General features: G+C 70.8%; 17 protein-coding genes. 12 read left to right on the forward strand and 5 right to left on the reverse strand.

What is annotated here, in order from left to right; all coding sequences use genetic code 11:
* Positions 1 to 39 precede the first annotated feature (39 nt).
* Complete coding sequence (locus tag ABZ396_RS17655) at positions 40 to 1380, forward strand: esterase-like activity of phytase family protein (RefSeq protein ID WP_358925739.1); 1341 nt, start codon at positions 40 to 42, stop codon at positions 1378 to 1380.
* A 54-nt stretch (positions 1381 to 1434) separates the two neighbouring features.
* Here the strand turns inward: ABZ396_RS17655 and ABZ396_RS17660 are convergent, their stop codons facing one another.
* Together ABZ396_RS17660 and xylA are read right to left on the reverse strand one after the other, a co-directional pair.
* The gene (locus tag ABZ396_RS17660; protein WP_358925735.1) at positions 1435 to 1953 is read right to left on the reverse strand and encodes a hypothetical protein; all 519 of its coding nucleotides are present in this window, start codon (positions 1951 to 1953) and stop codon (positions 1435 to 1437) included.
* 187 nt (positions 1954 to 2140) lie between these two features.
* Complete coding sequence (gene xylA / locus ABZ396_RS17665) at positions 2141 to 3307, reverse strand: xylose isomerase (protein WP_358925734.1); 1167 nt, start codon at positions 3305 to 3307, stop codon at positions 2141 to 2143.
* Positions 3308 to 3547: 240 nt separating this feature from the next.
* On the opposite strand from xylA, the gene xylB reads away from it, so the two are divergent.
* The 7 genes from xylB (at position 3548) to ABZ396_RS17700 (ending at position 12576) form a co-directional block, all read left to right on the forward strand.
* A complete protein-coding gene (xylB, locus tag ABZ396_RS17670; protein ID WP_358925732.1) occupies positions 3548 to 4993 on the forward strand; it encodes a xylulokinase in 1446 nt (481 codons plus the stop codon).
* Positions 4994 to 5047: 54 nt separating this feature from the next.
* Positions 5048 to 6256 (forward strand): ROK family transcriptional regulator, encoded by a 1209-nt coding sequence (locus ABZ396_RS17675; RefSeq protein ID WP_358925730.1) that lies wholly within the window; start codon positions 5048 to 5050, stop codon positions 6254 to 6256.
* A gap of 201 nt (positions 6257 to 6457) precedes the next feature.
* A complete protein-coding gene (locus tag ABZ396_RS17680) occupies positions 6458 to 7951 on the forward strand; it encodes an APC family permease (protein WP_358925728.1) in 1494 nt (497 codons plus the stop codon).
* Positions 7948 to 8961 (forward strand): acetamidase/formamidase family protein, encoded by a 1014-nt coding sequence (locus tag ABZ396_RS17685; protein ID WP_358925726.1) that lies wholly within the window; start codon positions 7948 to 7950, stop codon positions 8959 to 8961. Before ABZ396_RS17680 ends, ABZ396_RS17685 begins: the two co-directional genes overlap by 4 nt.
* Before the next feature lie 48 nt (positions 8962 to 9009).
* Entirely contained in the window at positions 9010 to 9615 is a 606-nt protein-coding gene (locus ABZ396_RS17690) for a peptidoglycan recognition family protein (RefSeq protein WP_358925724.1), read from the forward strand.
* 42 nt (positions 9616 to 9657) lie between these two features.
* Positions 9658 to 10956: a GAF domain-containing protein gene (locus ABZ396_RS17695; RefSeq protein WP_358925722.1), complete on the forward strand. Its 1299-nt coding sequence runs from the start codon at positions 9658 to 9660 to the stop codon at positions 10954 to 10956.
* Between the two features lie 96 nt (positions 10957 to 11052).
* Positions 11053 to 12576, forward strand: coding sequence for an aldehyde dehydrogenase family protein (locus ABZ396_RS17700; RefSeq protein WP_358925720.1), 1524 nt, complete (start codon positions 11053 to 11055; stop codon positions 12574 to 12576).
* Between the two features lie 61 nt (positions 12577 to 12637).
* Here the strand turns inward: ABZ396_RS17700 and ABZ396_RS17705 are convergent, their stop codons facing one another.
* From ABZ396_RS17705 to ABZ396_RS17715, 3 genes are all read right to left on the reverse strand, one after another.
* Positions 12638 to 13528: a hypothetical protein gene (locus tag ABZ396_RS17705; protein ID WP_358925718.1), complete on the reverse strand. Its 891-nt coding sequence runs from the start codon at positions 13526 to 13528 to the stop codon at positions 12638 to 12640.
* A 21-nt stretch (positions 13529 to 13549) separates the two neighbouring features.
* The gene (locus tag ABZ396_RS17710; protein WP_358925716.1) at positions 13550 to 13816 is read right to left on the reverse strand and encodes a hypothetical protein; all 267 of its coding nucleotides are present in this window, start codon (positions 13814 to 13816) and stop codon (positions 13550 to 13552) included.
* A 246-nt stretch (positions 13817 to 14062) separates the two neighbouring features.
* A complete protein-coding gene (locus tag ABZ396_RS17715; RefSeq protein ID WP_358925714.1) occupies positions 14063 to 14458 on the reverse strand; it encodes a DUF2267 domain-containing protein in 396 nt (131 codons plus the stop codon).
* A gap of 314 nt (positions 14459 to 14772) precedes the next feature.
* Between ABZ396_RS17715 and ABZ396_RS17720 the strand changes: the two genes are divergently transcribed.
* From ABZ396_RS17720 to ABZ396_RS17735, 4 genes are all read left to right on the forward strand, one after another.
* A complete protein-coding gene (locus ABZ396_RS17720) occupies positions 14773 to 15405 on the forward strand; it encodes an MBL fold metallo-hydrolase (protein WP_358925712.1) in 633 nt (210 codons plus the stop codon).
* Between the two features lie 335 nt (positions 15406 to 15740).
* Positions 15741 to 16118 carry a hypothetical protein gene (locus ABZ396_RS17725; RefSeq protein ID WP_358925710.1) on the forward strand — a complete coding sequence of 126 codons (378 nt, stop codon included), beginning with the start codon at positions 15741 to 15743 and terminating at the stop codon, positions 16116 to 16118.
* 253 nt (positions 16119 to 16371) lie between these two features.
* Positions 16372 to 17319 carry a phosphotransferase gene (locus ABZ396_RS17730; protein WP_358925708.1) on the forward strand — a complete coding sequence of 316 codons (948 nt, stop codon included), beginning with the start codon at positions 16372 to 16374 and terminating at the stop codon, positions 17317 to 17319.
* Between the two features lie 50 nt (positions 17320 to 17369).
* Positions 17370 to 17657: a hypothetical protein gene (locus ABZ396_RS17735; RefSeq protein ID WP_358925706.1), complete on the forward strand. Its 288-nt coding sequence runs from the start codon at positions 17370 to 17372 to the stop codon at positions 17655 to 17657.
* Positions 17658 to 18015 lie beyond the last annotated feature (358 nt).

Here is an 18015-nt window from a genome sequence, read left to right on the forward strand (position 1 = left end):
CTCTGGCCGCTGCCAACGAACTTGTCACCAGGAGGCTCGATTTCCCCGCACGCCATTGGCAGACGCCGCGTCCACCGTTCCGTCGCGACGGGTCTGCCCCTGGCGCTGGCCGCCGCCCTCGTGGCGGCGGGCACGGCAGACGCCTCGTCGTCCCGTGAGGCGCACGTCACCCGCACCGCCGTCCTCGGCGACATCCCGCTCGGCACCTTCAGCAACGCGCTGCTGCACGGCAGCGTCGACAACGACCGGGGCGACGACCTCGGCGGCATCGGCAGCGACATCTACCCAGCCGGCCGCAAGGGCGAGTACTGGACGGTCACCGACCGAGGCCCCAACGGCCGGATCAAGGTGGACGGCAAGAAGCGCCGGACCTTCCCGGTGCTCGGCTTCGACCCGTCGATCGTGAAGATCCGCGTCTCCGGCGACGCCATCGAGGTGATCGACGCAATTCCGGTCACCACGTCCTCCGGCAAGGCCGTCACCGGGCTGTCCAACCAGGCGAGCCGGGACGAGGCGCCGTACTCCTACGACGCCAAGACCGCGCTGTCGTACAACCCGAACGGCCTGGACACCGAGGGCATCGTGCGCGCCGCCGACGGCAGCTTCTGGCTCGTCGACGAGTACGGCCCGTCGCTCGTGCACGTCTCCGCGCGCGGGAGGGTGCTCACCCGTTATGTGCCCAAGGGGCTGAACCTCACCGGCACCGACTATCCGGTGGTGGAGGCGCTGCCGTCCGTGCTGCTGCACCGGAAGGTCAACCGTGGCTTCGAGGGCCTGGCCCTGCTGCCCGACGGGGACCTGGTGATGGCTCTGCAGAGCCCGCTCTCCCTGCCCGACGGGAGCGCCGGGGACGCCTCGCTCAACACCCGTCTGCTGCGTTTCTCGCCGCGCAAGAAGGCGGTCACGGCCGAGTACGCCTACCGGTGCGACCCGGTGAACGTGGTGGACCCCAGCGAGGACGACACCTCCGAGCTGAAGATCTCGTCCGTGGTCGCCGTGGGCGGCGACCGGCTGCTCGTCGAGGAGCGCACCGACAAGGCCGCGCGGCTCCAACTGGTGAAGCTGGGCGGCAAGTCGAACATCCTCGGCGGCAAGTACGACGACGACACCACGTCTCCGTCGCTGGAGCAGCTGGACGACCCTGCCGCGGCCGGTGTCCCGGTGCTCGCCAAACGTCTGGTCGTCGACCTGAACACGGTGGCGGGCGTGCCGCTGAAGATCGAGGGCGTCGCGCGCGTGGACCACGACACGCCCGCCCTGATCAACGACAACGACTTGGGGATGACCGACGGGGCTGGCGCCTTCGACGCGCAGGGCCGCCTGGTCGACAGCGGAATCAAGACGACCCTGGTGTACGTCCGGCTACCCAAGGGGCTGTAGTCAGCCGTACTCGGTTGTTGTCGGTCGGTTGTAGCCAGCCGTAGTCGGCTGTAGTCAGCCCAGCAGTGAGGGCAGCAGCGAGTCCAGACCGCTCGGCAGGTCGCTGGGGAGTTGCGACGGCCAGTCCGAGGGGACTTCGCTCGGCAGTCGCGAGGGCAGGCTGCTCGGCAGCTCCGTCGGGAGGCCGTAGGAGGGCCGCGACGAACCGGAGGTGCTCGGGCTGCTCGTGGTGGGCTGCTCCCGGTGTGAACCGTCGCCGCCGGACATCATCAGGACGACGGCGGCGACGGCCACGGCGGCCACCAGCACGGTCAGTACGGCGAACAGCGGGCCCCTGCGCCGGCGGGGCGGCTCCGGCGTCCAGCCGACGGCGGTGGGCGGGCCGTGGTCCCCGGGCGGGGCGACGAAGCCACCGTGCGCGGACCCGTAGTGTCCGTCGTCGGCGGGCGGCCCGAACCCCCCGCCGGAAGGCGGTCCGGAACCCACGTACGGAGGCGGGTCGTAGTCCCCGTCCGGGGGCGGGGTGCCGTTCGGCGGGCCGGGCGGTCGGGGCGGTACGGGTGGCATGGCCATACCGCCCAGAGTCACCGCGTACCGGTCATTGCGCGAGCCCCACCCGGGGGTTGATACGGACTCATGCAGCGGACCGCACGATTCCGGAGCATTTCGCGCGCGAGCCGGTCGTACGGGTGCGGGCAACGACACGCGCACGCGTGGGGCGTTCGCTCCGAGAGCCGCCCACACACGCGCGCGTGCGCGTTCAGCCCCGGGCGCCCAGCAGGTGGTCCATCGCCAGCTGGTCGAGCTGTTCGAAGGCCATTCCGCGCGCGGCAACCGAGTCCGCGTCGAACTCCTCGAAGGCCGTGCGGTCGCCGAGGAGCGCCTGGAGGCCGTCCGCGGCCGTCGGCTGGGCCAGCTGGTCCAGCCGGGAGGCGCGCAGCGCCTCCTGGACCTCCGGGTCCGCGCGGAAGGCGGCCGCGCGCTCCTTGAGGATCAGGTAGTTGCGCATGCAGCCGGCGGCAGAAGCCCACACGCCGTCGAGGTCCTCGGTCCGCGGCGGCTTGAAGTCGAAGTGCTTCGGCCCCTCGTAGCCAGCGGTCTCCAGCAGGTCGACCAGCCAGAAGGCGGCGCGCAGGTCGCCGGCGCCGAAGCGCAGGTCCTGGTCGTACTTGATGCCGGACTGGCCGTTGAGGTCGATGTGGAAGAGCTTGCCCGACCACAGGGCCTGGGCGATGCCGTGCGGGAAGTTCAGGCCCGCCATCTGCTCGTGGCCCACCTCGGGGTTGACGCCGTACAGCTCGGGGCGCTCCAGGCGCTCGATGAACGCGAGCGCGTGGCCGACGGTGGGGAGCAGGATGTCGCCGCGGGGCTCGTTCGGCTTGGGCTCGATGGCGAAGCGCAGGTCGTAGCCCTGGGAGGTGACGTACTCGCCGAGGAGGTCGAATGCCTCCTTCATGCGGTCGAGAGCGACGCGCACGTCCTTGGCGGCACCGGACTCGGCGCCCTCGCGTCCGCCCCAGGCGACGTACGTCTTCGCGCCCAGCTCGGCGGCCAGGTCGATGTTGCGGATGGTCTTGCGCAGGGCGTAGCGGCGGACGTCACGGTCGTTCGCGGTGAACGCGCCGTCCTTGAAGACCGGGTGGGTGAAGAGGTTGGTGGTGGCCATCGGCACGGTCATGCCGGTCGTGTCGAGGGCCTGACGGAAACGCTTGATGTGCGATTCACGCTCGGTGTCCGAGGACCCGAAGGGGATCAGGTCGTCGTCGTGGAACGTCACACCGTAGGCGCCCAGTTCGGACAGGCGCTGCACCGTCTCGACCGGGTCAAGGGCGCGGCGGGTGGCGTCGCCGAACGGGTCCCTTCCCTGCCAGCCGACGGTCCACAGGCCGAAGGTGAACCTGTCCTCGGGGGTGGGCTGGAAGCTCATGCCGCGGCTCCTTGCTTGATGCCTGTGCTTGGTGAGTGTGCTCGACGACGGTCGGGACGACGGTCGGGACGACTGTCGGGCCGACTATTTCGTCATGGCCGTTTACAAATTAGTATGCCAACGCATCCCTGGGAAGGGTCACCCTGTCCCCAAGGGATGAAATCCGGGTAGCGACACCCCGGTGAACCGGGAAAACTGCAGGTCAGGGAAACCGCCAGGCGCGGAAAAAGGGAGAGCCCGATGTCAGCAGCCGAGGGTCCGCTCGTCGTCGGCGTGGACACGTCCACCCAGTCCACCAAGGCGCTGGTGGTCGACGCGTCCACCGGCCAGGTCGTGGCAAGGGGCCAGTCGCCGCACACCGTGTCCTCCGGCGCGGGCCGGGAGAGCGATCCGCGCCAGTGGTGGGACGCGCTGTGCGAGGCGCTGCGGCAGTGCGGGGACGCGGCGCACGAGGCGGCAGCCGTGTCGATCGGCGGGCAGCAGCACGGTCTGGTCACGCTGGACGAGCGGGGCGAGCCGGTGCGGCCGGCCATGCTGTGGAACGACGTCCGATCGGCGCCCCAGGCGCGGCGGCTGATCGAGGAGCTGGGCGGCCCGAAGGCCTGGGCGGAGCGCACCGGCAGTGTTCCGGGCGCCTCGTTCACGGTCACCAAGTGGGCCTGGCTGGCGGAGCACGAGCCGGAGTCGGTCCGCGCCACCAGGGCCGTGCGCCTCCCCCACGACTACCTCACCGAGCGCCTCACCGGGCAGGGCACGACCGACCGCGGTGACGCCTCCGGCACCGGCTGGTGGGCGTCGGCGACCGAGGCGTACGACGAGGAGACCCTCGCGCACGTGGGCCTGGACCCGGCGTTCCTGCCCCGGGTGGTCCGCCCCGGCGAGGTCGCCGGTACCGTGCGCGACAGCCACGACCTGCCGTTCTCCAAGGGCACCCTGGTCGCGCCCGGTACGGGCGACAACGCGGCGGCCGCGCTGGGGCTCGGGCTGCGTCCGGGCACCCCGGTGCTGAGCCTCGGCACGTCGGGCACGGTGTACGCCGTCTCGAAGCACCGTCCCGCCGACCCGACGGGTACCGTCGCGGGCTTCGCCGACGCGCACGGCGACTGGCTTCCGCTCGCCTGCACGCTGAACTGCACCCTCGCGGTCGACCGGGTCGCGGCGCTGGTGGGCCTGGACCGCGAGGCCGTCGAGCCGGGCACATCGGTCACCCTGCTGCCGTACCTGGACGGCGAGCGCACCCCCAACCTGCCGATCGCGTCGGGCCTGCTGCACGGCCTGCGCCATGACACCACCGCCGGCCAGCTCCTGCAGGCCGCCTACGACGGCGCCGTGCACGCCCTGCTCGGCGCCCTGGATCTGGTACTCGACGAGGACGCCGACCGGACCACGCCACTGCTGCTGATCGGCGGCGGCGCCCGGGGCCGGGCCTGGCAGGAGACGGTACGGCGGCTGTCGGGGCGCCCGGTGCAGGTGCCCGAGGCGAAGGAGCTGGTCGCCCTCGGCGCCGCCGCTCAGGCGGCCGGGCTGCTGACCGGCGAGGACCCGGCGGCGGTGGCGCGGCGCTGGAACACGGCCGCGGGGCCGGTGCTGGACGCGGTGGAGCGGGACGCGGCGACGGTGGCCAGGATCTCCGGGGTACTCTCCGACGCGGCCCCGCTGCTGGAGCGGGCCCCGGAGGACCGCTGACCGGGCGGGAGGCCGGTCGCAGGACCGTCCAGGGGACTGAGGATTGATGGAGGCATGACCGCACCGCTGCACGAGGCCCGCCCGACGGCGACCGGCCGCGCCCTTCCGGACACCCAGCAAGGCATGCGCCGGCGCAACCTCGCGCGCGTGCTGCACGCGGTCAGTGCCGAGGGTTCGCTGTCGCGGGCCGCGGTCGCCTCGCGCATCGGTCTGACCAGGGCAGCGGTGTCGACCCTGGTGGACGAGCTGATCCGCTGGGGACTCCTGGAGGAGCTGGGCCCCGAGCGGCCCAGCCGCGTCGGGCGGCCGGGTTCGGCGCTCGCGGTGAGCGGGCACGGCCCGGCCGGCATCGGGGCGGAGGTCGGGGTCGACCATCTCGCCGTGTGCGCGGTGGACCTGCGCGGCGACGTACGCGCGCGTGCCGTACGGCACGGCACGAACCGGGGCCGGGCACCGAAGCCGGTGGTCGAGGAGCTGACCGCGCTGGTCCGCCGGGTCGTGGCGGACGCGGAGCGAGAAGGCCTGTGGCCGGCCGGCCTCGCGGTCGCCGTCCCCGGCCTGGTGTCCCGCGACCGGCACACGGTCGTCCACGCCCCGAACCTCGACTGGCACGGCACCGACCTCGGCGCGCTGCTGCCCGCGGACCTTCCGCTGACGGTCGACAACGAGGCCAACTTCGGCGCCTTGGCGGAGTTGTGGCTCGGCGACGCCACCCCACCGGATTTCCTGCATGTGTCCGCGGAGATCGGTATCGGCGCCGCGGTCGTCGTGGACGGCCAACTACTCCGCGGGAAACGCGGTTTCGCGGGCGAGCTCGGCCATGTGCCGGTCCACCCCGACGGGCCGCGCTGCGCCTGCGGCGGACGCGGGTGCCTGGAGCAGTATGCCGGCGAGGAGGCGGTGCTGCGCGCGGCCGGTCTGGAACCGCGCGAGGACGCGGTGGGACTGCTCGCGCAGCAGGCGGGCGAGGACCACGAGGGGGTACGGCGCGCTCTGCACGACGCCGGTACGGCCCTGGGCATCGCCCTGACCGGTGCCGTCAACCTCCTCGACCCCGAGTCGGTGGTCCTGGGCGGTGCCCTGGCCGGACTCGCCCCGTGGCTCCTCCCGTCGCTGGAATCCGAACTGGCCGACCGCACGACCGGGCCGGCCTGCCCGGTCACCGTCTCCCACCTCGGCTCGGAGGGCCCCCTCCTGGGCGCCGCCCACTCGGTGGTCCGTGCCGTACTGGACGATCCGGCGACGGTGGCGGAACGGGTCTGACGGCTGGCTGACCAGCGGTTGCCCGCGATCGACCGGGCACGCCGCCGCTCTTGCTCACCCGTTCGGGTGGCGAGGTTTTCCACTACCGCCGCCCCGTCCACGGAATCCCCCGGCGCTCTTCTGCCCAACCCGCAAGCGCCGTACCGTGATTCACGCGAGCGGTCCGTGGGGCCGATGGGTTCACGCACGTCGGGGGTGTGTATGGCCGGAGAGGTGACCGCAGGGCTGCGGCGGGACGCGGTCGGGTTGCGGGAGGTTCTGTTCCAGAGCGTCACGGCGATGGCGCCTGCCGCCGCTGTCGCCGCGTCCATTCCGTCGGGGGCGGCCTTCGCCGGGGGCAGTCTGCCACTGGCGGTGGTGATCGCTCTGGTGGCCTGTCTGTTCACCGCCTCGTGTGTGGCCGAGCTGGCTCGGGAACTGCCGGCGGCGGGCTCCGTGGCCACGTATGCGGCGCGGGGGCTGCATCCGGCCGTGGGTTTCCTGGTCGGCTGGGGTTATGTGTTCGTGGAGGCGCTGGTACCGCCGTTGCTGCTGCTCCAGCTCGGGTTCACCGCGGCGGGAACCTTGCATGAGGAGTGGGCCTCCTGGCCGGCTGACCTGTGGTGGCCGTGGTCGCTGGCCGGCGCCGCCGTCATCGCCGTCACCGGGTATCTGGGGGTGCGTGCCTCGGCGCGTTTCGGGACGGTCCTCGGGGTCTTCGAGATCGCGGTCTTCCTCGTCTTCGCCGTGTGGCTGATCGGCAAGGCCGGTGCCCACAACACCCTCTCCGTGTTCGGCACTTCGCACACGGCGGAGGGCTACGGTGGCATCAGCGGGGTCTTCGCAGGTTCCGTCTACACCGTGCTGGCGTTCGCCGGTTTCGAGGCGGCCGCGCCGCTCGCCGAGGAGACCCGCGACCCGCGCCGCACGATGCACCGCGCTGTGCTCGGCGCGGCCCTGGGGATCGGCCTGTTCTATGTGGTGACGACCTATGCGATGACCGTGTACTTCGGGCCGGACCGGTTCGCCGGCTTCGGCGCGGCGGGCGACGCGTCCTGGGAAGGCGTCGCCCGGGCCTCCTTCGGGCTCTTCTGGGTCCTGGTGTTCCTGGCCGTGGTCAACTCGACCATCGCCAACGCCAACGCATGCGCCAACGTGTCCACGAGGACGGCGTTCGCGCTGGCCCGCATCCGGGTCCTCCCGCGCGTCCTCGCCACGCTCCATCCCCGGTACCGCTCCCCCGTCGCGGGTATCGCGGTCCAGACGGTCGTGGCGGTCGGCGCCGTGCTCGGGCTGGGCTTCGGTTACGACCCGGTGACCGCGTTCCTGCTGCTGGCCACGGTGATCGTCACGGTGGTCATCGGCGTCTACATCGTCGTCAACCTCGCCTGTGCGGGCTACTTCCTGCGCCGCGGCCGCGAGTCCCTCCAACCGGTACGGCACCTGCTCCTCCCCCTGCTTGGCATCGTGGCTTTCGTGCCCGCTCTGCTCACCGCCGCCGGCCTGCCCGTCTTCGACTTCGTGACGAAGCTGACCGCCCCGGTGTCGTACGCCGGTCCGGTGGTTGGGGTCTGGATGGCGGCCGGAGTGGTCGTGCTCCTGGTGCTGATACGCCGTCACCCCGAGCGCATAGCCGAGACGGCACGCGTCCATCTCGAAGAAGGCGACGACCGAGCCGGCGCCGTCGACCAGCGGAACGGAGACCTCCCGCGATGACCGAGCCCCCCATCCTCACCGTCCGGCCCGGACCGGGCGAGTACGCGTGGACGTTCGGCGGAGCGCCGCCGGTGGCGCGGATCACGCCCGGCACGGTTCTCGACCTGTACACCGAGGACTGCTTCGCCGGACGGGTGCGGTCCGAGAAGGACCTGGTGTCCGAGGTGTGCGAGTTCCCGTTCCTCAACCCGCAGACCGGGCCCTTCCACGTCGAGGGCGCGGAGCCGGGCGACACCGTCGCCGTGCATTTCGTGTCGATCGAACCGGCGCGGGACTGGGCGGCGTCGACGACGGTCCCCCTGTTCGGCGCGCTCACCTCGACGCACACCACGGCCACCCTGCAGCCGCCGCTCCCGGAGAAGGTCTGGATCTGGCAGCTGGACCGGCTCCGGCGCACGGCGCTGTTCCGGGCGCACGAGGGCGATATCGAACTGGAGCTGCCGCTGGACCCGATGCACGGAACGGTCGGCGTGGCCCCCGCCAACCTGGAGGTCCGTTCGGCCCTGGTGCCCGACGCACACGGCGGGAACATGGACACGCCCGAGATGCGGGCAGGCGTCACCTGCTATCTCGGGGTGAACGTCGAGGGCGCGCTGCTCAGCCTCGGAGACGGGCACGCCCGGCAGGGCGAGGGCGAGACCTGCGGGGTGGCCGTCGAGTGCGCGATGAACACCGTGGTGATCGTCGAGCTCCTGAAGGGGGTCGCGACGCCGTGGCCCCGGCTGGAGTCGGACACGCACATCGTCTCGACGGGTTCGGCGCGTCCCCTGGAGGACGCCTTCCGGATATCGCAGCTCGACCTGGTGCAGTGGCTGGTGCGCGACTACGGGTTCGCCGAACTGGACGCGTACCAGTACGCCACTCAGGCGGTCGAATCGCCGTTGGCCAACGTGTGCGACACCAACTACACATGTGTGGCCAAGCTCCGCAAGGAGTGGCTGCCCGCGCGCGAGACTTACCGCGGACTGCACGCGCGGCTGCGCGAGACAGCGGCGGCACTGCGCCGCTGACCGCACTCCCCCCATGCTTCAGGCACGCTTCCGAAAGGCACCTCATCCATGGACCGGGCACGACCGCTCCCCAGCAGGCGACGGCTCCTGAAGGGCGCGGCCCTCGCAGCCGTCCCGTACACGCTGCTCCCCCAGAGCCTCGCGGGCGCGCAGAGCGGAGTCGTCGACTATCCGAAGGCCGAGTGGCAGTCGGCGAGCAGTGAGAACTGCACGCCGGCCCAGCGCCCCGACGAGTACGACATCGACCGTGTGATCATCCATGTCACACAGCAGTCGTACGCCGGCACGCTGTCCATCTTCCAGAATCCGAAGAAGCGGGTGTCCGCGCATTACCTGGTGCGTTCGGCCGACGGCCATGTGGCGCAGTGCGTCCGGGAGTCGGACGTCGCCTGGCACGCGGGGAACTGGGACTACAACACCCGCAGCGTCGGCATCGAGCACGAGGGCTGGGTGAGCAAGCCGGAGTACCTCACCGCCGCCCTGTACGCGGAGTCGGCGCGCCTCACCGCGTCGATCTGCGACAGATACGGCATCGCGAAGGACCGCGACCACATCATCGGCCACGTAGAGGTGCCCGGGACCGACCACACCGATCCGGGGAAGTACTGGGACTGGGTCCGTTACATGAGACTGGTCGGCCTGTCCTCGGAGTGAGAGCGGTCGAAACGGTTGTCGGCGCGAACACCCCGAGTGACGATGTCCCCAGCCGCATCGCCGAACGGGGAGGCCGAGTTGACCGATCCGTGGGTGGCCCTGGAGCCGGGGGCCGACCCTTCCGAACGCGTCCGGGTGCTGCGCCGGGCGCACGAGACATTCACCACGGCGGGTACCGTGCCGCGCCCGGTTCGGTCGGTGGTCGCCGAGTCGTGGCGGCGTTCGGCACGGGCCGGGGTGGGTCCGGACGGCGCGGCGCGGGTGGAGTTGACGGACGGCGACCTCGGGGCCTATCGGGCGGAGCATCTGCTGGCCAGGGTGATGCCGCTGGTCCGGGAGCTGATGGGCACGTTCGCGTCGGACGGCGAACATCTGCTGGCGGTGTGCGACGCGGACGGCAGGCTGCTGTGGGTGGAGGGGCATCCGGCGACCCGGCGGCGGGCGGACCGGATGAACTTCGTGCCAGGCGCGCGCTGGTCGGAGACCGCCGTCGGCACCAACGCGCCGGGTACGGCGGTGGCCGTGGACCGGCCGGTGCAGGTGTTCGCGGCGGAGCACTTCATCCGCCGGGTGCAGCCGTGGACGTGCGCGGCGGCGCCGGTACACGATCCGCGCACCGGGCGGGTGCTGGGCGCCGTCGACATCACCGGCGGCGACCGGCTGGCGCATCCGCACAGCCTGGGTTTCGTCCAGGCGGTGGCGCGGGCCGCAGAGTCGCAGCTGGCGCTGCTGGATCCGCCGACGCCCGCCGACGAGGCGCCCGCGCTGACGGCGCTCGGCCGGGACGAGGCCGAACTCCGGCTGGACGGGCGCCGGATCAGGCTCGGCCGCCGGCACAGCGAGCTGCTGGTGCTGCTGTCCCGCCACCCGGAGGGGCTGACCGGCGACGAGCTGCTGTGCGCGCTGTACGAGGACGAGTCGGTCACGCCGGTGACGCTGCGCGCCGAACTGGCCCGGCTGCGGCGGCTGCTGGGGCCCGGGTTGCTCGCCTCCCGGCCGTACCGGCTGACCGCTCCGGTCGAGTCCGACGCGACCGTCGTCGAGCGGCGGCTGGAGGCGGGGGCGGTGACGGCGGCCGTGACGGCGTACCCGGGCCCGTTGCTGCCCGGTTCGCAGGCGCCTGCGGTGGTGCGGCTGAGACAGCGGCTGACGGCCGGGCTGAGGGCGGCACTGATCGCGCGCCGCGACCCCGATCTGCTGGCGGACTGGGCGCACGCGCCGTGGGGCGAGGACGACGTCGAGGTGTGGCGGGCGCTCGCGGCGGTGCGGCCGACGGCGATGGTACGCAGTCGGCTCGCAGCCCTGGAGACCGAGTTGGCGGCACCGCGGCCGACCCGCTGAGCTGCGGGGCAACGTACTCGCAACGTACCGTTCCCTAGCCTGCACGCCGGGAGCTGCCCAACGGCGGGCAGCGCATCTGCAAGGAGGCAGGCCACCATGACCCGTTACGCGGCGCCCGGCACCGAGGGCGCGATCGTCTCCTACCAGGCGCGCTACGACCACTTCATCGGCGGCGAGTATGTGCCGCCGGCCCGGGGGCAGTACTTCGAGAACCCATCGCCGGTGAACGGGCAGCCGTTCACCGAGGTCGCGCGGGGCACCGCCGAGGACGTGGAGCGGGCGCTGGACGCGGCGCACGCGGCCGCGCCCGGCTGGGGTCGTACCTCGGCGACGGAGCGCTCCGACATCCTCCTCAAGATCGCCGATCGGATGGAGGCCCACCTCGAACCGCTCGCGGTCGCCGAGAGCTGGGAGAACGGCAAGCCGGTGCGGGAGACGCTGGCCGCGGACATCCCCCTCGCGATCGACCACTTCCGCTACTTCGCGGGTGCGATCCGCGCGCAGGAGGGTTCGCTGGGCGAGATCGACGACGACACGGTGGCGTACCACTTCCATGAGCCGCTCGGGGTCGTGGCACAGATCATCCCGTGGAACTTCCCCATCCTGATGGCGACCTGGAAGCTCGCGCCGGCCCTGGCCGCCGGCAACGCGGTCGTCATCAAACCGGCCGAGCAGACCCCCGCCTCCATCCACTACTGGATGAGCCTGATCGCGGACCTGCTGCCAGCGGGCGTGGTGAACATCGTCAACGGCTTCGGTGTGGAGGCGGGCAAGCCGCTGGCGTCCAGCCCGCGGGTGGCGAAGGTGGCCTTCACCGGGGAGACCACCACCGGGCGGCTGATCATGCAGTACGCCTCGGAGAACATCAAGCCGGTCACGCTCGAACTGGGCGGAAAGTCCCCGAACGTCTTCTTCGACGACGTCTGGGCACACGACGACGACTTCCGCGACAAGGCCCTCGAGGGCTTCACGATGTTCGCGCTCAACCAGGGTGAGGTCTGCACCTGCCCGTCCCGGGCTCTCGTCCAGCGCGGCCACTACGCCGAGTTCATGGAGGCGGCGGTCGCCCGGACCCGCCAGATCAAGCCGGGCCACCCCCTCGACACCGACACGATGATCGGCGCGCAGGCCTCCAACGACCAGCTGGAGAAGATCCTCTCCTACCTCGACATCGGCCGGCAGGAAGGCGCGAAGGTCCTCACCGGCGGTGAACGCGTGGAGTACGACGGTGAGTTGAAGGGCGGCTACTATGTCCAGCCGACCGTCTTCGAGGGCGACAACCGTATGCGGATCTTCCAGGAGGAGATCTTCGGCCCGGTCGTGTCGGTGACGTCCTTCGACGACTTCGACGACGCGATCAAGATCGCCAACGACACGCTGTACGGTCTCGGCGCGGGCGTCTGGACCCGCGACACCAACACCGCGTACCGCGCGGGCCGCGCGATCCAGGCGGGCCGGGTGTGGACGAACTGCTACCACGCGTACCCCGCGCACGCGGCGTTCGGCGGTTACAAGCAGTCCGGGATCGGCCGCGAGAACCACAAGATGATGCTGGAGCACTACCAGCAGACGAAGAACCTCCTGGTGTCGTACTCGCCGAAGAAGCTCGGCTTCTTCTAGACGCAGAAAAAGGGCGCCTGACCAGGACAGATGCCCGGCAGGCGCCCTTCTCTGCGCACATCTAGGCAGCGAGTCGAAACACGCCCTTACTCCCGATATCTCCCACCCGTATCCCAGCTCTGACCAGCAGTTCCGGGGCATTTCCGGGCCAAGGTCCCGCTAAGGCGCTCTCCGCATCGTCATCGTCCGTCGCCTCCTCCCATCGCCGCATGGAGTCTTCGATCAGGGTGTTGGCGTGGTTCCGCGCATCAGCCAGGAACTTGGCGTAGTAGCGGAAGAGGACCTGGATGCTCTGCCCAGCCCGGCGCGCACACTCTGCGGGGTCGACGCCGGAGGCCAACCAGAAGGAGATGCCGGCGTGGCGCAGGTCGTAGGGACGCTTCGCCAGGTCAAGGGCGTGCTCGTCAAGCGTAAGAACAGCCTCACGCGCTCGCCCCCAGGTGATGCCGTACGCCGAGGCGTCGATGTAGTTCCCCTCTGCGTTGTGGAACAGGCGTCCGTCGGGTGCAACGCCGAAGCTTCCTATGTGTTCGCGCAACATGCGGACGAGCACTGGAGGAATTGGCACCGGGCGTGTCGCCTTGACCGCCCGCCGCTTCAGGGAGTGGATCTCGTGGACGGCACCGTCATCCGTCCACTCCTTACCGGCAGTCACGACGCCGCCCTTCAGGTTCAGAAGGCCCCAGCCGCTCGCCGGCAGGCGGCACTGGGATTTCTGTAGATGGATCACCTCGGCTGGGCGCATGGCGGCGTAGTACATGCAGCCGAAGAAGGCGTACAGGTGAGGGCCACGGCCGGGTAGGGCTCTGACTGCGGCTAGCAGTCGGGCAACCTGAGCCGGGTTCGGCACGCAGTCGGGATCGACTTCATCGGCGACTTCCGGTGCCGTCCAGCGAAGACCGATCAGCGGGTTCTGCGCGAAGTATCCGCGTTCAACGGCTACACCAAACACCTCGTTGACCGCAGCCTTCTTTCACTTCACGGTCTTCGCGGCAGCGGCCGTTCCATCGACCTTCCGACAGAGTGCGTCGAGGCCACGCCGCAGCACATGGGGATCATCCAACTCACCTACAGGCAGCGAGTGGCGCTGCAGCCAGTCCAATGCCGCCTGCCACTCTTCTGACGCATCGACCTTCCAGGCGTTCTTGTTGAAGGCCCAGGAGTAGAGCGCTCGCCGCAGCACGCGGGGCGCCCGGTAGCTGGCTCCTGGTTCAACGAAGGCTGGCGTGATGGTCGCCAAGGCATCTGCCAGCGTGCGTCGCGTGTTCCCTGGTGTTCGGTCCCACCGTTGCTCGATGTACTCCCGGGCCAGGACGTACCAAGTGGTCCGCGCGGGCTGTCCCGGGCAGGCGCGCGGGAGCCGGCCGATGTGGCCTGCGTCTGGGGGCCACGGCCCGCAAGGCCGACTCCGGTCCATCCGAGGCGAGCCAGTGTCGACAGTCGGTGACAACCGATCGCGGCAACGGCGCGGCTGACGAAACGGTCGCTACCCGGCGCCGGCCGGGCCCGCGGGTGTGGACAGCAGGATGTCGTACTCCCTGGGCAGTTGGACGGTCGCGTCGCGGAACTCCTGGTCGCCGACCGCTTCCCTCAGGGTAGCCAGGACTGCGCGGATCCCGGCCTCCGCGAGTTCGCGGGGCACTTCCGCGCGGTCCGCCACACGCCGGACGAACGAGTCGGCCCCGTAGCCCTTCGCGATCTCCTCGTCCGTGCGCAGCCAGCGCTTCAGCGGCTCCGGCAGCGGCTCCGCGAGGTCCTGGGCCTCTCCCCCGCTGATCCGGTCGGCGAGCACCTCAAAGGTGGCGCGTGTGAGGGTCTCCGCAACGTCGAGGGAGACGCCCGCCCTCTCGGCTGCCTTCGCCAGGAATGCGTCGTACTCCATGCCACCCTGCCCCAGTCGTCGTCAGGCCGTCCGTCGGCGTGATCACCAACAGATCCAGTCAAACCCATACCTGTCGCCTCGGCCACTGGGCAGGCCCGGCATCGATCACGCCGTGTCGCGGATGGGCCATGAGTTCCTGCAGGTCAGCGCATACGTCCCTGTAGGGGAAGACCTGCCGGTTGCCGCCGCATGCCCGGCGGGGTCCACTGGGGTAGAGGGCCTCATCCGGAAAGGGGCTGTTCCATGGAACGGCAGGCAAAGGACCCCAGAGCGCGAGTGACTGCCCGCGGCCGAGCGCTCCTGGCGGTGATGTCGTGACCGCCCGGGTCGAGTGCGTGGTGACGACCGGTGTCGTGGCCGGGCCGGACGCCAACACCACACCGATGGAGAACAACGTGTGGATCGTCGGTGACGACGAGCAGGCGATGGTGGTCGACGCCGCACACGAGCCGGACGTCATCGCCACGGCGCTCGGCGACCGCCGCGTGGTGGCGATCGCGTGCACCCACGCACACAGCGGACACGTCGACGCGGCGGTGGCTCTGTCGGACCGCACCGGGGCTCCGATCATGCTGCACCCGGACGACCTGGAGCTGTGGCGCCGCACCTTTCCCAGCCGTGTCCCCGACGAGGAACTCGTCGACGGCCGGGTGATCGACGTCGCCGGAACTGTCCTGACGGTGCGTCACACTCCGGGACATACGCCGGGATCCGTAAGTCTGTACGATCCGGCGCTGCGCCGCGTCTTCACCGGGGACATGCTGCTCTCGCGCGGCCCTGGAACCATCGAGCCGGAGGACTCCGACTTCCAGGCGATGATCCAGTCGATCCGCGAGCGCCTCGTCACCCTGCCCCCCGAGACGGTGGTGTGCCCGGGGCACGGCGACGTCACCACGATCGGCGAGGTGGGCGAGCGCGTGGAGGACTGGCTCCGCCGCATCGCGTGAGAGCGAGAGGCCCCGGAAGCCGAAGACGGCCAGGGCGCCACTGAGCCCTTTCCGACCTGAGGACGGTGCTTGCGCTGGACGAAGTCCTGGCGTGTCTACGCGCACGGCGGCCGGTGTTCCATTCCGAGGCCGATCTCCAGCACAGTTTCGCCCTCGCCGTGGGCGAGGTCGCGCCGGAGGTCAGGTGCCGTCTCGAGGTCCCGGTGCGCGGGAGCGACGCCTCGGAGTACCTGGACCTACTGTGCCTGGGGCCTGCGGGCCGTACGGCAATCGAATTCAAATACGTGACCCGGCAGTGGTCGGGTACAGCAGGGATCCCTCCCGAGGAGTACGCCTTGCGCGGACACAACGCGCCGGACGTCGCGCGTAGGGACTTCCTGCGGGACGTAGGAAGGCTGGAACGCTTCTGCGACCGCGAGGGCCAGAACGGGCTGGCCCTGCTCATCACAAACGAGGCCGCCCTGTGGCGCCCCAGGCAACGCAGGACGCCCACCAGGGACGAGGAATTCCGGATCCACCACGGCCGCGAACTGAGCGGCACCTTGCTGTGGGCCGGCGGTTCCTTCCCGGACAACACCCGAGTGCTGCGGGGCGCCTACATGCTCACCTGGCGTCCATACACCCAACTGGAGGGCCCAAGTAGCGAGTTCCGCTGCCTCGCGGTGTTCATCACTCCGAACCCAGCGCAGCCCCAGCCGCCACACGAAGCGTGACCAGCAGACTGCCTCGGACGCGGCCGTCGGCGGGCGACGGCCGCAAGTGTACGAAGGAACAGCCACTGTCGGCTCCGGATACGCAGGATCCGCCGGCACTGTTCCGCCGTATACGCGTGGCGGACCGCACGGCGCCCGGCAGCGCTCCGTCACCGGGTGTCGCGCGGGCGAGGGGCCTACCGTGGGAGATGGTCCCGGCGTCGGCCCCGCCGACCGGCCGGTCGTTCACGCCGGGGGCGGAAGGAGGCACGAGATGTCCGATGCGATACGGGACACCACGGCCCGGCGCGTACGACATTTCGTCGACGCCGGATATCCCGACGCCGGGCCCGTCGAGGCGGCGGTGGAGGGAGCCGTCTACCGACTCGGGGACGGAACGGTGGCCAAGGTGTGGGACCGCCGACGGGGATCCGAACTGCGGCGGATGCAGCGTTTCTACGCCGATGCCGCGGCGCACCTGCCGTTCGGCGCCCCGGAGATCCTCGCCGTCGAGGACATCGACGGTGTCCCGATGACCGTGGAGCGGGAGCTGACCGGCGAGCCGTTGGCGGGCAGGATCCGCACCGACGACCCGGACGAGGTGCTGCCCGAAGCGGTCGACTGCCTGGTCGGCGTGCTGCGCGCCCTCGCGGACGCCCATGACGTCGACGAGGTCAAGCACCTTTCTGTGCTGGACGAGGAACGCCCGCTGTGGGAAGGCCACACCACTTTTGGATCCGCCCTGGCGGACCTGGTGGACCGGCGGGTCAGCCGGCGCGCGGACCGGCTCTCCACGCATGTCCGCGACTTCGACGACACGCGCGCCCGGCTGCTTCGGAAGCTGCGCTCGCTGCCCCGTACCGACGAGGCGGTCGTCCACGGTGACGTCTTCCCGGAGACCGTGCTGGTGGACGACGACCTGCGGCCGCTCGCCCTCGTGGACTACGGCTTCCTGTCCACGGGCGGGGACCCCCGGTTCGACGCGGCCGTGGCCGCGGCCATCTTCCCGGCGTGCACCGAGCACGCCCCGGAGATCACCCGGCAGCTCACCACGCGGTTCGCCGACGAGTTCGGCTACGCGGTCGACGACCTCCTGCTGTACCGGGCCGCCTATGCGATGGCCACGAGCGACGCCTTCGCGCCGGGCGGCGGTGACGAGCACTTCGCCTGGTGCGTCACCGTGCTCGAGGACCCGGCCGTCGCCGAGTCCCTACACCGGTGACGCACCGCGGGCAGCCGGGCAGCCGGGAAGTTCCGGTGACGGTGTGTGCGGTGCCCTACGATCCCGAGCGGATCCAGGGGCACATGGCCCTGGGGGTCGAGCGGCAGGACCGCATCGTGGTGGCTGCCGGCGTGTCGGACCCCGCCATGACCAGCGTCGACACCTTCGACCCTCATCGGTCACGGCGCACAGCCAGTCTCGCCGGCCTCGGAAGGTCCTTCGCCCTGCGTACCGAGCCCGATGAGTCCGTCAACCTGGCGGCACTGCAGGCCGGAGCCGAGGAAGTCGCTGGCCATCTCGCGCGGGCGCTGATCGCGCACCACCCATCCACTGCCTGAAGCCGCCTCGACAGCGGATTGGTCACGGCCGCCGCCTGCTCAAGCTGCCGCTTACGGCTGAGAGCGCACCCACGAGCGCGGCACGGGCCCCTTGTGAGGTTGCAGCGCCACGCGGGGGTGACTGATCAGCCGGTCAGGACGGGCTAGTGGGTGTTCAGGTTCGCCGTTTCGGCCGTCGCCCCGTTCTGGCGATCACCGTGTGACCTGTGCGTGCCGGTCGCGTTCATCGGTCGTGCGAAAGATCATCACGTGTGGCCACTGGATCTGGTGTGCTCCGGGGGCGGGCGTTCTCGGTAGCGTGACCATCTGCTGCACGGAGTGTCCATGTGTCCGACTGGTCCGTGCGACGGCTTCCGGC

The sequence above is a fragment of the Streptomyces sp. NPDC005866 genome, from assembly GCF_040629895.1.
GTDB lineage: Bacteria > Actinomycetota > Actinomycetes > Streptomycetales > Streptomycetaceae > Streptomyces.

Excerpts from the sequence above, each read along its gene's own strand:
- ABZ396_RS17660 (WP_358925735.1), bottom strand. The coding sequence starts at position 1,953 with ATGGCCATGCCACCCGTACCGCCCCGACCGCCCGGCCCGCCGAACGGC.
- xylA (WP_358925734.1), bottom strand. The coding sequence starts at position 3,307 with ATGAGCTTCCAGCCCACCCCCGAGGACAGGTTCACCTTCGGCCTGTGG.
- xylB (WP_358925732.1), top strand. The coding sequence starts at position 3,548 with ATGTCAGCAGCCGAGGGTCCGCTCGTCGTCGGCGTGGACACGTCCACC.
- ABZ396_RS17675 (WP_358925730.1), top strand. The coding sequence starts at position 5,048 with ATGACCGCACCGCTGCACGAGGCCCGCCCGACGGCGACCGGCCGCGCC.
- ABZ396_RS17680 (WP_358925728.1), top strand. The coding sequence starts at position 6,458 with ATGGCCGGAGAGGTGACCGCAGGGCTGCGGCGGGACGCGGTCGGGTTG.
- ABZ396_RS17685 (WP_358925726.1), top strand. The coding sequence starts at position 7,948 with ATGACCGAGCCCCCCATCCTCACCGTCCGGCCCGGACCGGGCGAGTAC.
- ABZ396_RS17690 (WP_358925724.1), top strand. The coding sequence starts at position 9,010 with ATGGACCGGGCACGACCGCTCCCCAGCAGGCGACGGCTCCTGAAGGGC.
- ABZ396_RS17695 (WP_358925722.1), top strand. The coding sequence starts at position 9,658 with ATGTCCCCAGCCGCATCGCCGAACGGGGAGGCCGAGTTGACCGATCCG.
- ABZ396_RS17700 (WP_358925720.1), top strand. The coding sequence starts at position 11,053 with ATGACCCGTTACGCGGCGCCCGGCACCGAGGGCGCGATCGTCTCCTAC.
- ABZ396_RS17715 (WP_358925714.1), bottom strand. The coding sequence starts at position 14,458 with ATGGAGTACGACGCATTCCTGGCGAAGGCAGCCGAGAGGGCGGGCGTC.
- ABZ396_RS17730 (WP_358925708.1), top strand. The coding sequence starts at position 16,372 with ATGTCCGATGCGATACGGGACACCACGGCCCGGCGCGTACGACATTTC.